This window comes from Bradyrhizobium sp. USDA 3262, from assembly GCF_054060035.1.
Window position 1 is genome coordinate 7,322,434 of record NZ_JBSSCT010000001.1, and the last position, 13,951, is coordinate 7,336,384.

Annotated in this window: 15 protein-coding genes; 11 read left to right on the top strand and 4 right to left on the bottom strand. The window is 63.8% G+C overall.

Going from position 1 to position 13,951, the window contains the following annotated elements:
* Positions 1 to 38 precede the first annotated feature (38 nt).
* Complete coding sequence (locus tag ACVWYP_RS34685) at positions 39 to 1,463, bottom strand: FAD-binding oxidoreductase (RefSeq protein ID WP_304496408.1); 1,425 nt, start codon at positions 1,461 to 1,463, stop codon at positions 39 to 41.
* Between the two features lie 160 nt (positions 1,464 to 1,623).
* Between ACVWYP_RS34685 and ACVWYP_RS34690 the strand changes: the two genes are divergently transcribed.
* Positions 1,624 to 2,112 (top strand): thioesterase family protein, encoded by a 489-nt coding sequence (locus ACVWYP_RS34690; protein WP_439711215.1) that lies wholly within the window; start codon positions 1,624 to 1,626, stop codon positions 2,110 to 2,112.
* A gap of 42 nt (positions 2,113 to 2,154) precedes the next feature.
* Here ACVWYP_RS34690 and ACVWYP_RS34695 read toward each other — a convergent pair whose 3' ends face one another.
* Positions 2,155 to 2,328 (bottom strand): DUF1328 domain-containing protein, encoded by a 174-nt coding sequence (locus tag ACVWYP_RS34695; protein WP_016846258.1) that lies wholly within the window; start codon positions 2,326 to 2,328, stop codon positions 2,155 to 2,157.
* Positions 2,329 to 2,621: 293 nt separating this feature from the next.
* Between ACVWYP_RS34695 and ACVWYP_RS34700 the strand changes: the two genes are divergently transcribed.
* The 5 genes from ACVWYP_RS34700 to ACVWYP_RS34720 all read left to right on the top strand — a co-directional run bounded on the left by ACVWYP_RS34700 (position 2,622) and on the right by ACVWYP_RS34720 (position 8,237).
* Positions 2,622 to 5,234, top strand: a complete 2,613-nt coding sequence (locus tag ACVWYP_RS34700) for an ATP-dependent helicase (RefSeq protein ID WP_304496410.1) — start codon at positions 2,622 to 2,624, stop codon at positions 5,232 to 5,234.
* A gap of 76 nt (positions 5,235 to 5,310) precedes the next feature.
* Positions 5,311 to 5,724, top strand: coding sequence for a hypothetical protein (locus ACVWYP_RS34705; protein WP_304496411.1), 414 nt, complete (start codon positions 5,311 to 5,313; stop codon positions 5,722 to 5,724).
* A complete protein-coding gene (locus ACVWYP_RS34710; protein ID WP_304496412.1) occupies positions 5,721 to 6,413 on the top strand; it encodes an OmpA family protein in 693 nt (230 codons plus the stop codon). Before ACVWYP_RS34705 ends, ACVWYP_RS34710 begins: the two co-directional genes overlap by 4 nt.
* Positions 6,414 to 6,555: 142 nt before the next feature.
* Positions 6,556 to 7,479, top strand: a complete 924-nt coding sequence (locus ACVWYP_RS34715; RefSeq protein ID WP_304496413.1) for an ABC transporter ATP-binding protein — start codon at positions 6,556 to 6,558, stop codon at positions 7,477 to 7,479.
* Complete coding sequence (locus tag ACVWYP_RS34720; protein ID WP_028342160.1) at positions 7,476 to 8,237, top strand: ABC transporter permease; 762 nt, start codon at positions 7,476 to 7,478, stop codon at positions 8,235 to 8,237. The genes ACVWYP_RS34715 and ACVWYP_RS34720 overlap by 4 nt, the downstream gene beginning before the upstream one ends.
* A 232-nt stretch (positions 8,238 to 8,469) precedes the next feature.
* On the opposite strand, the gene ACVWYP_RS34725 is transcribed toward ACVWYP_RS34720, so the two are convergent.
* Positions 8,470 to 8,799, bottom strand: coding sequence for a hypothetical protein (locus ACVWYP_RS34725; protein WP_304496414.1), 330 nt, complete (start codon positions 8,797 to 8,799; stop codon positions 8,470 to 8,472).
* A gap of 302 nt (positions 8,800 to 9,101) precedes the next feature.
* On the opposite strand from ACVWYP_RS34725, the gene ACVWYP_RS34730 reads away from it, so the two are divergent.
* The 4 genes from ACVWYP_RS34730 to ACVWYP_RS34745 all read left to right on the top strand — a co-directional run bounded on the left by ACVWYP_RS34730 (position 9,102) and on the right by ACVWYP_RS34745 (position 12,552).
* On the top strand, positions 9,102 to 9,896 hold the full coding sequence (locus ACVWYP_RS34730) for a L,D-transpeptidase (RefSeq protein WP_304496415.1): 795 nt from the start codon (positions 9,102 to 9,104) through the stop codon (positions 9,894 to 9,896).
* 75 nt (positions 9,897 to 9,971) lie between these two features.
* Positions 9,972 to 11,075: an IS5 family transposase gene (locus tag ACVWYP_RS34735; RefSeq protein ID WP_304496416.1), complete on the top strand. Its 1,104-nt coding sequence runs from the start codon at positions 9,972 to 9,974 to the stop codon at positions 11,073 to 11,075.
* Positions 11,072 to 11,386: a hypothetical protein gene (locus tag ACVWYP_RS34740; RefSeq protein ID WP_304496417.1), complete on the top strand. Its 315-nt coding sequence runs from the start codon at positions 11,072 to 11,074 to the stop codon at positions 11,384 to 11,386. The genes ACVWYP_RS34735 and ACVWYP_RS34740 overlap by 4 nt, the downstream gene beginning before the upstream one ends.
* Positions 11,387 to 11,703: 317 nt before the next feature.
* The gene (locus ACVWYP_RS34745; RefSeq protein ID WP_304496418.1) at positions 11,704 to 12,552 is read left to right on the top strand and encodes an alpha/beta fold hydrolase; all 849 of its coding nucleotides are present in this window, start codon (positions 11,704 to 11,706) and stop codon (positions 12,550 to 12,552) included.
* 105 nt (positions 12,553 to 12,657) lie between these two features.
* Here the strand turns inward: ACVWYP_RS34745 and ACVWYP_RS34750 are convergent, their stop codons facing one another.
* Positions 12,658 to 13,215 carry a DUF308 domain-containing protein gene (locus tag ACVWYP_RS34750; protein WP_304496419.1) on the bottom strand — a complete coding sequence of 186 codons (558 nt, stop codon included), beginning with the start codon at positions 13,213 to 13,215 and terminating at the stop codon, positions 12,658 to 12,660.
* Between the two features lie 134 nt (positions 13,216 to 13,349).
* On the opposite strand from ACVWYP_RS34750, the gene ACVWYP_RS34755 reads away from it, so the two are divergent.
* On the top strand, positions 13,350 to 13,937 hold the full coding sequence (locus tag ACVWYP_RS34755) for a TetR/AcrR family transcriptional regulator (RefSeq protein ID WP_304496420.1): 588 nt from the start codon (positions 13,350 to 13,352) through the stop codon (positions 13,935 to 13,937).
* The last annotated feature ends 14 nt before the right edge of the window (positions 13,938 to 13,951 follow it).

The following is a 13,951-nucleotide window of genomic DNA, read 5'->3' on the forward strand; positions in this document are numbered from 1 at the left end:
CGCGGACGTTGGCGGACCCTGCGCGGCGTGACGGCGCCTCAGGCGGCCGGGACGATCTTTCCGGGATTGAAGATGTTTTGCGGGTCGAGCGCATGCTTCAGCGCCCGCATCGCGTCGAGCGCCTCCGGCCCGAGCTCAGCCTGCAAATATTTCTGCTTGCCCTGCCCGATGCCGTGCTCGCCCGTGCAGGTGCCGCCCATGGCCTGGGCACGCTCGACCAGGCGGTGCATGAACTCCTCGCCGCGCGCCATCTCGTCCTTGTTGTCGACGTCGCAGAGCAGCGAGCAGTGGAAATTGCCGTCGCCGACATGACCGACGATCGGCGACAGCAGATTGAGCCGCTTGAGATCCTCCTCGGTCTCGGTGACGCAGTCGGCAAGCCGCGAGATCGGCACGCAGACGTCGGTCGCGACCACGCCGATGCTGTCGCCGGGGCGCAGCGCCTTGACGGACCAGTAGGCGTCGTGCCGGGCCTGCCACAGCTTGGTGCGGTCTTCCGGCTTGGTGGTCCAGGTGAAGTCGCCGCCGCCGCATTCGGCGGCGATGTCGCGGAAATTCTTCGACTGCTCGGCGACTTCGACCTCACTGCCGTGGAATTCCAGCAGCAGCAGCGGCGTCTCCGGCAGCGACAGCTTCGAATAGCTGTTGCAGGCTTTCACCTGCGCGGCATTGAGCAGCTCGATCCGGGCGACCGGAATGCCGGTCTGGATCGCGAGGATCGTGGCCTGGCAGGCGCCGCGTACCGTCTCGAACGAACAGGCCGCCGCCGCGATCGTGTCGGGAATGCCGCGCAGGCGGATGGTCAGTTCGGAGATGATGCCGAGCGTGCCTTCGGCGCCGACGAACAGATGGGTCAGGTCGTAACCGGCCGACGACTTCTTGGCGCGCGTGCCGGTCGTGATGATCTCGCCGTCGCCGCGCACCACCTTCAGCGCCAGCACGTTCTCGCGCATCGTGCCGTAGCGCACCGCGTTGGTGCCGGAGGCGCGGGTCGAGGTCATGCCGCCGAGCGAGGCATCGGCGCCGGGATCGATCGGAAAGAACAGGCCCTGGTCGCGCAGATGCTCGTTGAGCGCCTTCCGCGTTACGCCGGGCTGGATCACGCAGTCGAGGTCCTCAGCATGCACCTCGAGCACCTTGTTCATGTCGCGCAGATCGATGCAGATGCCGCCCGCGGGCGCGTTGACCTGACCCTCGAGCGAGGTTCCGGTGCCGAAGGCGATGACCGGCACGCGATTGGCGGCGCAGATTCGCACCACGTCCTGGATGTCGGCGGTTTCCTGCGCCATCACGACCGCATCCGGCGGCTGGGTCGGCAGCCATGTCGTGGTATGGGCGTGCTGTTCGCGCACCGCCTGCGACGTGACGAGCCGGTTGCCGAACCGCGCCGCCAGCGCGTCGATCGCGCGCTTCAGGGCCTGCGGCTCAGGGCGCGTCACAGTGCTCGAAATCGTTGTCGCCACGTCAAATTTCCTCCCACCTTTAGCCGACCGTGGCAAAGCTTGTATAAGGGGTCAAGAGAGCCTGACTTGAAAAAGTGGACGCCGGAGTCACAGAAAAGTTCATGCTCGAACGCCAGCAAACCGGGGATGGATCATGACTTCAGTGACTGCCACGAGCGAGATGCCGCTTCCGCCGGCCCCGTTCAGATCCTCGGTGATGCAGATCGAGCCGCAATGGATCGACTACAACGGCCATCTCAACATGGCCTACTACAATGTGATGTTCGACCGCGCCATCGACGAGATGTGGCTGCAGCTCGGCATCGGGCCGGCCTACATGAAGGCGCGGCACTGCTCGACCTTCACCGCCGAGTGCCACGTCCGCTATCTCAAGGAAATTCATCTCGGCGATCCCGTGCAAGTCCACGTCCACCTGCTCGGCGCCGACGAGAAGCGGCTGCACACATTCGAGGAGCTGCGCCATGCCACCGAGGGCTGGCTCTCCGCGACCTCGGAAAACCTCACGCTGCACATCGACATGGAGGCGCGCAAGGTGGCGCCGTTTCCGCCCGATATCCGCGCCCGCGCTCGCGCGATCGTCGACAGCTATGCGGGTGTACCACGTCCCGAGGGCATCGGCCGCAACGTGGCGATGCCCTCGGCAAAATAACTTGCCGTTTTCAAGCGAAGCCGCCGCCGGTTCGCGGCCTCGCTAGACCCTTGTGCGGCCGCGCACCAATCCGACCACCGCCGACACCAGAAACAGGATGACGGCGATGAAGAAGATCGCCTTGGCGATTTCGACGGAGGCGCCGGCGATGCCGCCAAAGCCCAAAATGCCCGCGATCAGGGCGATGACCAGGAACGTGACGACCCAGCTCAGCATGATCAAAACTCCGCTTCGTTTTCCCTGTTGTTGCTTGGCGCGGACCTCAGCCCGGCGCCGCACCTGTTGAAACAATCCGGCGGGGAAATGCTGGTTCCTGAGCATGAAACCGCGAAATTTTCGCCGATTTCCGGAACCGGGATTGAGTGCGGGCTGCTGCCAAAAGCGTTCCCGTCAGCCGCGATAAAACCTGTCAAAACGGCCGATCAGGCCCTATATGGCCTTCAATCCCTGTTAAGAAGGCTCCCCTTCACCATCCTGCGGTGCCATCGTGGGGCCGAGACGATTCGCCAATGACCGAGCCGAGCAAATTGCCCCATCACGGCGTTCCCGAGCACCAGCCGGCGGCTGGCGGCATCGCCGCGCGTGCGCGGGCGGCGGCCGGTCCGCAATATCTGAACGGCCTTAATCCGGAGCAGCGCGAGGCGGTCGAGACGCTCGACGGCCCCGTGCTGGTGCTTGCGGGCGCCGGCACCGGCAAGACGCGCGTGCTGACGACGCGCATCGCGCATATCCTGAGCCAGGGCCGCGCGCGGCCGCACGAAATCCTGTCGGTGACCTTCACCAACAAGGCGGCGCGCGAGATGAAGCTGCGGCTCGGCCAGATGCTCGGCCAGGCGGTCGAGGGCATGCCGTGGCTCGGCACCTTCCACTCGATCGGCGGCCGCATCCTGCGTATCCATGCCGAGCTGGTGCAGCTGAAATCCAACTTCACGGTGCTCGACGTCGACGACCAGGTGCGGCTGTTGAAGCAATTGCTGCAGGCCGAGAACATCGACGACAAGCGCTGGCCGGCGCGGATGCTGGCCGGCCTGATCGACGGCTGGAAGAACCGCGGCCTGTCGCCGTCGCAGGTGCCGGCGGGCGAAGCGGCCTCGTTCGGCAACGGCAAGGGCGGCAAGATCTACGCGACCTATCAGGAGCGGCTGAAGATCCTCAACGCGGCCGATTTCGGCGACCTGCTGCTCGAGAACATCCGCCTGTTCCGCGAAAATCCGGACGTGCTGCGGCAGTACCAGAACCGCTTCAGGTTTATCCTGGTCGACGAATATCAGGACACCAACGTCGCACAGTATCTGTGGCTGCGCCTGCTGTCGCAGGCGCCGTCGCGGCCGGAGCGACGCCTTGCCGACGTCATTCCGGGAGCAACCAACGCGCCAGTCATTCCGGGGCGCCTCGAAGAGGCGAACCCGGAATCCCGAAGCAATGAGGACTCAACTCGAGATTCCGGGTTCGCACCTGGCGGTGCGCCCCGGAATGACGAGGAAAACGTCACCACGCAACAACCCCTCAAGAACATCTGCTGCGTCGGCGACGATGACCAGTCGATCTATGGCTGGCGCGGCGCCGAGGTCGACAACATCCTGCGCTTCGAGCACGATTTCCCCGGCGCCAAGGTCATCCGCCTCGAGCGCAATTACCGCTCCACCGGCCATATCCTGGCCGCGGCCTCGCATCTGATCGCGCATAATGAAGGCCGCCTCGGCAAGACGCTGCGCACCGAGGATGTCGACGGCGAGAAGGTCACCGTCACCGGCTCCTGGGATTCGGAGGAGGAAGCGCGTGCGATCGGCGAGGAGCTCGAGGAGCTGCAGCGCGCGGGTGAAAACCTCAACGACGTCGCCATTCTGGTGCGCGCCTCGTTCCAGATGCGCGAGTTCGAAGACCGCTTCGTCACGCTCGGCCTGCCCTACCGCGTGATCGGCGGCCCCAGATTCTACGAGCGCGCCGAAATCCGCGATGCGCTGGCCTATTTGCGCACCATCAATTCGCCGGCCGACGATCTCGCCTTCGAGCGCATCGTCAACGTGCCCAAGCGGGGGCTCGGCGACGCCACCGTGCAGCTGCTGCACGACCATGCCCGCAAGCGCCGCATTCCGCTGTTCGAGGCGGCGCGCGCCGTGGTCGAGACCGACGAGCTGAAGCCGAAGGCGCGCGGCTCCTTGCGCGATCTCGTCATGCAGTTCGACCGCTGGCGTGCCCAGCGCGAGGTCACCTCGCATACCGAGCTCGCCGAGATCGTGCTCGACGAGAGCGGCTACACCGAGATGTGGCAGAAGGACCGCTCGGCTGATGCCGCCGGCCGGCTGGAGAACCTCAAGGAGCTGGTGCGTTCGATGGAGGAATTCGAGAACCTGCAAGGGTTTCTCGAACATATCTCGCTGGTGATGGACCGCGACGGCGAGGCCGGCGACGAGGCGGTGTCGCTGATGACGCTGCATTCGGCGAAGGGGCTGGAATTCGACAACGTATTCCTGCCGGGCTGGGAGGAAGGCCTGTTTCCGAGCCAGCGCACGCTGGACGAACAGGGCCGCGCCGGGCTCGAGGAGGAGCGCCGCCTCGCCCATGTCGGGCTGACCCGGGCGCGCCGCCGCGCCAAGATCTATTTCGCCACCAACCGCCGCATCCATGGCACCTGGTCGACCACGATCCCCTCGCGCTTCCTCGACGAGCTGCCGGCGCACAATGTCGAGATCACCGAATCCAAGGGCGGATCGGGCTGGGGCGGCAGCGGCGGCTATGGCGCCTCTCGCTTCGACAACCTCGAATCATTCGGCTCGAGCTATTCGACCCCGGGCTGGCAGCGCGCCCAGGCCAACCGCAACCGCGGCGGCGGGGGCCGCGGCGGCAGCGGCTTCGAGGAGCGGCAATCGTCCTTTTCGGGTTCGCGGGGCGATACCTCCTCCGAAAACTTCAATCGCACCAAGCGCGGCCCTGTCGTGATCGAGGGCGAGCTGGTGGCGAAGTCCACCGGCACGACGTCGGATTTTTCGCTGGACGACCGGGTATTTCACCAGAAATTCGGCTACGGCCATGTGGTGAAGATCGACGGCAACAAGCTGACCATCGCCTTCGAAAAGGCCGGCGAGAAGAAGGTGGTCGACAGCTTTGTGCAACGGGTGTGACATAGCGACCTTCTTTGGCGGTCTTCTCTGTTGGTAGCCCTTGACCCCAGTTGATTTCACGGGTTGAGATGGCCCCATGGTCCGGGGGAGGTTTTTCCTTTTTGTCATCGCGCTCACCGCGCCGTCGCTGGCGGTCGCGGAGACGATGAGCTTTGGCGATTCTGCAGCGCAACTGGCCAAGGCCTGCGGCGCCGACATCACCGCCAACTGCCGCGGCGTCAACCTCGACTCCAACCGCCTCAAGGAATGCCTGTCGCGCAACCGCGACGTGATATCGCCGCAGTGCAAGGAGAGCTACTTCTCCACCCTCGATGCGATCCAGAAGCGCATCGTGGCGCGCGTCACCGTTGCGAATGCCTGCACCCGCGAGATCGTCAAGGTCTGCGGCGGCTCGACCAAGGAGACCAGCAAGTCGGTGCCCTGTCTCGTCAGCGCCAAGGGCCTCAGCCGCAACTGCGCCCAGGCGATCAATGACGCGGGGTATCAATGATGCGGCTGACGAGGCGAGGCTTGCGCGATCCTGGCCTTTTGGCCCTGCTGGGCACGCTGGCTTTGCTGGCGATGCCGATTGCGCCGGCGCGTGCGCAGACCGCCATCACGCGCGACGACGTCATCGCCAAGCTCAATCATTACGAGACAGACGCCGAGGTCGATGTCCCCGCGCTACGCCAGCAGGCGGCCGAACGATCGAAGTCGCGATCGAAGAACGAGCCGCCGCCCTCGAAGCGGCCGCCGATCGCCCCCGACCTGACCAAGCTGCCGACGTTCAACGTCGACATTGCGTTCGACGTCGACACGCCGATCGTGCTGCCGGAGTCGTATCAGACCGTCGGGCGGATCGCCGACGCGCTGACGCACTCCTCGCTGCTGCCCTACACCTTCCTGATCGTCGGCCACATCGAATCGACCGGACGGCGCGAGAACAACGTGCTGCTGAGCCAGCGGCGCGCCGACGCGATCCGCGACATCCTGGTCAACACCTTCAAGATCACACCGAAGCGCCTGCAATCGGTCGGGCTCGGCGAAGAGCAGTTGCTCGATCCCGCCAAGCCCAACGCGCCGGTCAACAACCAGGTGCAGATCATGCTGGTCGCGAAGCTCGCCGACAGCGCGCCGCCCGCGCACCCTGCCCCTGCGGCCGCCGCCAAGAAGCCGGCGAAATCGGCGAAGAAGCACTGAAGCAGCATTTCCGCCACGCCGCGGAATAAATTTCTGCCCCGGCGGGTGATTGCAGAACGGATCATACGTCCCTATCTGCGCTTGACCCGCCCCCGCCCGGGCCCCAATCCGCGCGCCCCCTCCCTCACGCTTCCGACTCTTCATGTCGCCGATCATCTCCGTATCCAATCTTTCGAAAACCTATGGCTCCGGCTTCAAGGCGCTGAAGGGCATCAATCTCGATATCGTCAAGGGCGAGATCTTCGCGCTGCTCGGGCCGAACGGCGCCGGCAAGACCACGCTGATCAGCATCATTTGCGGCATCGCCAATCCGAGCGAGGGCCGCATCACGATCGGCGGGCACGACATCATCGCCGACTATCGCGCGGCGCGGTCGATGATCGGGCTGGTTCCGCAGGAACTGCACACCGACGCGTTCGAGTCGGTCTGGGCAACCGTCAGCTTCAGCCGCGGCCTGTTCGGCAAGCCGAAGAACCCCGCCCATATCGAGAAGGTGCTGCGTGACCTGTCGCTGTGGGACAAGAAGGACGACAAGATCATCACGCTGTCCGGCGGCATGAAGCGCCGCGTGATGATCGCCAAGGCGCTGTCGCACGAGCCGCAGATCCTGTTTCTCGACGAGCCCACCGCCGGCGTCGACGTCGAATTGCGCAAGGGCATGTGGGAAGTGGTCCGCACGCTGCAGGCTTCCGGCGTCACCATCATCCTGACCACGCACTACATCGAGGAAGCCGAGGAGATGGCCGACCGCATCGGCGTCATCAACAAGGGCGAGATCATCCTGATCGAGGACAAGGCGACCTTGATGCAGAAGCTCGGCAAGAAGGAGCTGACGCTGCAATTGCAGAACAAGCTCGAGGCCATTCCCGATATTCTGTCTGCCTACAATCTCGAATTGTCCGACGATGGCCGCACCGTGACCTATGACTACGATACCAAGGGCGACCGCACCGGCATCACCAGCCTGCTCAACGATCTCCGCAATGCCGGCATCCGCATCTCGGACCTCGATACTAGGCAGTCGTCGCTCGAGGATATCTTCGTCAACCTCGTGAGGGCGCCATGAACTACCGCGCAATCCGGGCCATCTATCTGTTCGAAATGGCGCGCACCTGGCGCACGCTGCTGCAGAGCATCGTCTCGCCCGTGGTGTCGACCTCGCTGTATTTCGTGGTGTTCGGCGCCGCGATCGGCTCGCGTATCACCGAGGTCGAGGGCGTCAGCTACGGCACCTTTATCGTGCCGGGACTCGTGATGCTGTCGGTGCTGACGCAAAGCATCTCCAACGCCTCGTTCGGCATCTACTTCCCGAAATTCGTCGGCACGATCTACGAGATCCTGTCGGCGCCGATCTCCTATTTCGAGATCGTCATCGGTTATGTCGGCGCCGCCGCCACCAAGTCGATCATCCTCGGCCTGATCATCCTGGCGACGGCCGGGCTTTTCGTACCCTTGCATATCCAGCATCCGGTGTGGATGCTGACGTTCCTGGTGCTGACGGCGGTCACCTTCAGCCTGTTCGGCTTCATCATCGGCATCTGGGCCGACGGCTTCGAGAAGCTGCAGATGATCCCGATGCTGGTGGTGACACCGCTGACCTTCCTCGGCGGCAGCTTCTATTCGGTGAACATGCTGCCGTCGGGCTGGCGCACCATCACGCTGCTCAATCCCGTGGTGTATTTGATCTCCGGCTTCCGCTGGAGCTTCTACGAGATCGCCGATGTCAGCGTGCCGCTGAGCCTCGGCATGACCGTGGGATTCCTGGTGGCCTGCATGGCGATCGTGGCGTGGATCTTCAGGACCGGCTACCGGCTGAAGAACTGACTTGCGAAAGCAAGTCATTCCGGGGCGCGCCTTAGCGCGAACCTCAGATGCGCAATTGCGCATCGGGGAATCTCGCGCCGTAACTTTGAGATTCCGGGTTCATGCTTCGCATGCCACGGAATGACGCTCGCCCGTAGCCCGGATGGAGCGAAGCGCAATCCGGGACCCTATCGCCAAGCCTGCAGAACCCGGATTTCGCTTCGCTCCATCCAGGCTACAGGTTCTTCAACGATCAATAGCAGTGGAAATGGCCGTGGCGGTAATAGCCGCGGCAGCGGTGGCCACGGCGGTAGCCGCGATCCGGGATGCCGAACACGCCCTTGACCGCGCCCATGGCGCCACCGACACCGGCGCCGACGGCACCGCCGACCACGCCGCCGACCGGACCTGCGACCCGGTTGCCCTCATAGGCGCCCTCATGGGCGCCGCGGACGATGCCCTGGGCATGGCCGGCATGGGGGACTGCGACCAGCGTCAAAGCGAGGGCTGCGGCCGCAAGCAGGAGCCGCGCGGAGAGGCCGGCTGAGACGACGGCCGCGGTCTTCACCTTGGTGTTGTTCATCTGGATTCCTTGATGCGCGGCGCGAACGCGCCGCCGGGCGGGGATTTGTTAAACGCCCATGCGGCCAAATGGTTGCGCGTCGGAGACCAATTGGGCCGTCGTCGCGGCCTGCTCGCGAAAAAGTCAGCCCGCCGTGACAGGCAGGCCCGGCTTCGGCCTTGTTTGCGCCGCGCGCGGGATTAACCATGGCGATTGATCACGGCCTTGGCCCGCCACTGGAACCAAGTTCGGATTCCGTGCATATTGATTGCCGGGGACGGAGAGCCGCGGCTTCGCGAGCAGGCCTGGAGGCCAAAGGTAAAATGCGTTCGTTCCTCATTGCGTTCACTTCCGTGATGCTCTTCACCGCTGGCGCCGCACACGCCAAGGTCGATATCACCATCGACAAGGACAACCAGCAGATGACCGTCGCGGTCGACGGCGTCGCGCGCTATCACTGGCCGGTCTCGACCGGCATCCCGTCGCGCGAAACGCCGAACGGCAGCTTCCGCGCCTTCCGCATGGAAGAGGATCACTATTCCAAGGAATTCGACGACGCGCCGATGCCGCACTCGATCTTCTTCACCAAGATCGGGCACGCGATTCACGGCACCGACTCGGTGAACCGCCTCGGCTCGCCGGCCTCGCATGGCTGCGTGCGGCTGTCGCGCGACAACGCAACCACGCTCTACGCGCTGGTCCAGAAGGAAGGCGTGCTCAACACCACCGTGACGCTCACCGGCTCGTCGCAGGTCGCGCTGGCGCGCAATCCGCGTGGACGCAACGGCACCGCGGTGGCCCGCCGCGCGCCACAGCAATATGACGAGCAGTACGGCACCGCCGCCGCCGGCGACCCGGTCGTGCTGACGCCGCAGCCGCGCGACTATCCGGCGCAGGCCCGCACCGATGACGGCTACATCTATCCGGCCGACGGCAGCTCGACTGATCGCCGCTATCCGGCACCGCCGTCGAGCCGCCGCGTCTACGACGCGCAGGCCTATGGCCAGCAGCAGCAGTATTACGGCAATCAGGGCTACGCGCCGGCGCCGCAGGGCTACTACCAGCCGCGCCCCACCTATCAGCCGCGCGGCTTCTACGGCAACACCTATCAGGACTAGCAGGCTGTTGAAGAAGTCGGTGGCGAAGCGTTCCGTATCGTGATTCTCTAGGACCAGGATTAACTGGGGGGCGCGATGCGAGGGAGTGATGAACGGTCCGGCTCGCTTTTCAGTTATGTGGACTTGGAGGCTCGAGTTCGCGTCGACCATCCGCTACGGGTGATCCGAGACTTGGCGAATTCAGCGCTGGGCGACCTGTCTGGGGAGTTCGGCAAGCTTTATACGGACTTCGGTCGCCCCTCGATAGCACCGGAGAAGTTGCTTCGGGCGATGCTCCTCCAGGCGTTTTATGGGGTTCGCTCGGAACGGCATCTGATGGAACGGATAGAGTTCGATCTGCTGTTCCGCTGGTTCGTTGGGCTTGGGATGGACGATGCGGTTTGGGACCATTCGACCTTCTCGAAGAACCGCGACCGGCTGCTCGAAGGCGAGATTGCGGCCAAGTTCCTGAACGCGCTTTTGGCGCAGCCAAAGGTCAAGCGTCTGCTATCGAGCGATCACTTCTCGGTGGATGGTACGCTGATTGAAGCCTGGGCTTCGATCAAGAGCTTCCGGAAGAAGGATGGCGGCGACAAAGACGAGGATGGTCCGGGACGCAACGCCGAGCGCAGCTTCCACAAGGAGAGGCGATCCAACGAGACCCATGAGAGCACGACCGATGCCGCGGCGCGGCTCTACAAGAAGGGTGACGGCCAACCAGCCAAGCTGAGCTATATGGGCCATGCTCTGATGGAGAACCGCAATGGATTGGCGGTTTTGGGTGGGGTGAGCCAAGCGACGGGCACCGCCGAACGGGAGATTGCGCTTGCCATGATCGACAGACACAGGTGCGCGAAGCGGATCACTCTGGGGGCCGATAAGGCCTATGACGTCACGCAGTTCGTGCATGACCTGAGAGATAGATCGGTTACCCCGCATATCGCGATTGATGGACATCTGAGTAAGACCGGCAAGCGGCGCAAGACGGCAATTGACACACGTACCACACGCCACAGTGGCTATGACCTCAGCCAGCGCTGTCGCAAACGCATCGAAGAAGTCTTCGGCTGGATCAAGAGTTCCGCTGGCTTGGCCAAGGTCAAGCTGCGAGGTCGCGACCGGGTGGATGCCGTCTTCGTCATGGCACTTGCGGCCTATAATCTGATCCGGCTGCCCAAGCTCCTGGCGGCACCGGCATGAGCATCTGGGGCAGATGGCAGGTCGTCGAGACACCGGGCTACGACATGGCCTTGGCGGGCGCCTATATCCTGTTCGACGAGGACGGAGGCGAGTTCGCCTTCGATTGCCTCACAGGCTCCATTCAAGGAGCCTGCCACGGCGATGCCGTCGAGTTCGGCTGGCAAGGAAACGACGAAATGGAGCCGGCCGAGGGTGACGGCTGGGCCGAACTGCACGATGACGGCTCCCTCGAGGGGGAGATCTGCCTCCTCAACGGCGACAGCATCCCATTCACCGCGCGCCGTTCAAAGACTTCTTCAACAGCCTGCTAGAGCGTTTTCGAACGAAGTGGGCGCCGGTTCGCGCGAAGAAAACGCGTCAAAAAAATCTGCCGCACGCTCCTGGTCCACTGACGGCGCCGCAGGCAGCGCGCCGTCAGTTCACGCTCCCCTCACCCGCTTGTGACCGTCGCAAAACGCCCCCGTCATCGTGCGCCGGGGCCCGTCGTCGCGTCGTCATCTGATTGTAAAACTAGCCCGATATTCGGCGGCACAAGCGCCCGCCGGGCCCCTGGAAGCCGATTCACGCGGCATGCCCGATGAAACCAGGGCGAGAAGCGCGGGTCACGTAGGCAAGATCAGAGGTCGACATGAAACGGGGCATCATTGTCCTTTGCCTGTGCATCGTGGCGATGGCCGCTTATTTCACGACGGACAGATGGGCCATCCGTCACACGACGCTGACGTTCCACGACGTTCTGCGCGACGACCGCAACGTCACGGTCGAGGTCGCGGTGCGCCGCGACCGGCAAATGCAGGCGATGGCCGAGATGATCGAGCTGCCGGTCGCGATCCTGAGCCACGGCAACACCGTCAAGAACACCGAGTACTCGTTCCTCACCAATTTGTTCGCGTCGCGCGGCTACCTCGTGGTCAGCATTCAGCATGATCTCGACACCGACGCGCCGATGGTCACCAAGGTCGGCGAGGAATATGTCGGGCGCCGCATGCAGTACAATCGCGGCGTCTTCAACATCATGTATGCGATCGACGAGCTCAAGAAGCTCTATCCGAACGCAAACTATCGCCAGCTGACATTAATCGGCCATTCCAACGGCGGCGACATCTCGATGTTCTTCGCCAAACAGCATCCCGACCTGGTCAAGAAGGTCGTCACGCTGGACAATCTGCGCGTTCCCTTCATCACCGACGGCAGGATCAAGATCCTCTCGTTCCGCTCCAGGGATCCGGTGTTCAAGGCCGATCCGGGCGTCGTGCCCGACGACGAGACCTGCGCGAGACTCGGCATCAAGGTGGTCAGAACCGAATTCCAGCACAACGATCTCAGCGACCGCGGCCCGGACAGCGCGAAGTCGTCGATCCAGGCCGGCGTGGAGCAATTCCTCGACGAGGACGCCGGCGAGAGCACGCCGACGATGCCGCTGCTCGCCGCCTCGACGCCCGCCTCCGCGAGTGCGGCGCCGCCAGAGAACAAATAGTCGCGTCGCGCTGAAGGCGAGCGCTTTCCGGTGCTGCCGGACAGCGCTTGGAGCCCGTTCCGTTCCGATTGAATCGGAACGGAGCTCCAGATTGTTGCTTTGACTCTAGGCGCGCGCGTGGCGATAGCCGGTGGCAACGAGCCAGATTGCGGAAAGCAGGAAATAGAACGCGCCGAAGCCCGCATAGGGAGCGACGTCGAGAATGGTCGGCGCAACGGTGCCGATGGACTGGCTGATCATGTAGCCGCCGGCGAGTGCCGACTGCGCGCCGCTCAGGATCATCGCCCATTGCGCGACATAATGACGCCAGCGCCTGACGCCCGTGTACAATTGCAGCACACCCGCGAGGATCGCCCAAACCCCGAACACGGCCAGGACGGCATAGCTGCTGTGGCCGAGCGCCACGATCACGGCGAGCGTCGTGATCGTGCTGACCGCGACATTCAGGGCCTGGGACGGGTTGGCCTTCAGGCCGCCGTTGACCCGGGCGTCGGCCAGATTGGCGATGCCGTCCCACGCCGGGTAGATCACGAGCAGAACCGCGGCGGGGCCGGCCTGGCCGCTGAACAGAACGGCGGCGGCGACCCAGGCGACCGAGAAGATGGCGCGCCCGAGATAATAGGATCGCAGCCAGGCGGATTGGGTCGAAAGGTGGCTTTGCATTGACAGGCTCCTTGTTTGTCTTCCTACTAGTAGGTAGATGACAAATCCGAGTCAATCTGACGCTCGGACACACTATATGGAGACGAAGGCCTTGATTTATCTTGTGAATATACCTACTGGAAGGTAGGCATGACGTGAACGTGATGATTTCGACTTCTGAAAAAATTCTCGACGTCGCACAGCCCCTCATCGTCGCCGGGGGCTATAACGGCTTCAGCTATGCCGACATCTCGGATGCCATCGGCATCCGGAAGGCGAGCATCCACCATCACTTCCCGACCAAGGCCGAGCTGGTCTCGGCGCTGGTGGATCGGTACCGGCAGCAGACCGAGCTGGGCCTGAAGTCGCTTCAGGAACAGTTCGCAAGCCCGGCCGACCAGCTGCAGGCTTACGTGAACTTCTGGCGGGCGTGCATCGGCGATGCCTCGCTGCCGTTCTGCGTCTGCGCGATGCTTGCCGGCGAGATGCCGATGCTGCCGGACGAGGTCGCATCGCGCGTCCGCGCCCATTTCCATCATCTTGCGGGATGGCTCACCTCGGTGCTGCAGGCCGGCGCGGAACAGCATCTGTTCCGGCTGGACCAGCGGCCGCACGAGGAGGCCCAGATGCTGATGGCATCGGTTCATGGGGCAATGCTCTCGGCGAGGGCTTTCGACGATCCCGGAATGTTTGCCGCGATCGTCAAGCCCCAGATCGCCAGACTGCTGGTAGCCGAACGCTAGAGAATTATCGCGCG

Bases quoted from the DNA above. Each gene is read 5' to 3' on its own strand.
- ACVWYP_RS34700 (WP_304496410.1), top strand. From the start codon at position 2,622: ATGACCGAGCCGAGCAAATTGCCCCATCACGGCGTTCCCGAGCACCAG.
- ACVWYP_RS34705 (WP_304496411.1), top strand. From the start codon at position 5,311: ATGGTCCGGGGGAGGTTTTTCCTTTTTGTCATCGCGCTCACCGCGCCG.
- ACVWYP_RS34750 (WP_304496419.1), bottom strand. From the start codon at position 13,215: ATGCAAAGCCACCTTTCGACCCAATCCGCCTGGCTGCGATCCTATTAT.
- ACVWYP_RS34740 (WP_304496417.1), top strand. From the start codon at position 11,072: ATGAGCATCTGGGGCAGATGGCAGGTCGTCGAGACACCGGGCTACGAC.
- ACVWYP_RS34730 (WP_304496415.1), top strand. From the start codon at position 9,102: ATGCGTTCGTTCCTCATTGCGTTCACTTCCGTGATGCTCTTCACCGCT.
- ACVWYP_RS34710 (WP_304496412.1), top strand. From the start codon at position 5,721: ATGATGCGGCTGACGAGGCGAGGCTTGCGCGATCCTGGCCTTTTGGCC.
- ACVWYP_RS34695 (WP_016846258.1), bottom strand. From the start codon at position 2,328: ATGCTGAGCTGGGTCGTCACGTTCCTGGTCATCGCCCTGATCGCGGGC.
- ACVWYP_RS34690 (WP_439711215.1), top strand. From the start codon at position 1,624: ATGCCGCTTCCGCCGGCCCCGTTCAGATCCTCGGTGATGCAGATCGAG.
- ACVWYP_RS34745 (WP_304496418.1), top strand. From the start codon at position 11,704: ATGAAACGGGGCATCATTGTCCTTTGCCTGTGCATCGTGGCGATGGCC.
- ACVWYP_RS34720 (WP_028342160.1), top strand. From the start codon at position 7,476: ATGAACTACCGCGCAATCCGGGCCATCTATCTGTTCGAAATGGCGCGC.
- ACVWYP_RS34735 (WP_304496416.1), top strand. From the start codon at position 9,972: ATGCGAGGGAGTGATGAACGGTCCGGCTCGCTTTTCAGTTATGTGGAC.
- ACVWYP_RS34725 (WP_304496414.1), bottom strand. From the start codon at position 8,799: ATGAACAACACCAAGGTGAAGACCGCGGCCGTCGTCTCAGCCGGCCTC.
- ACVWYP_RS34715 (WP_304496413.1), top strand. From the start codon at position 6,556: ATGTCGCCGATCATCTCCGTATCCAATCTTTCGAAAACCTATGGCTCC.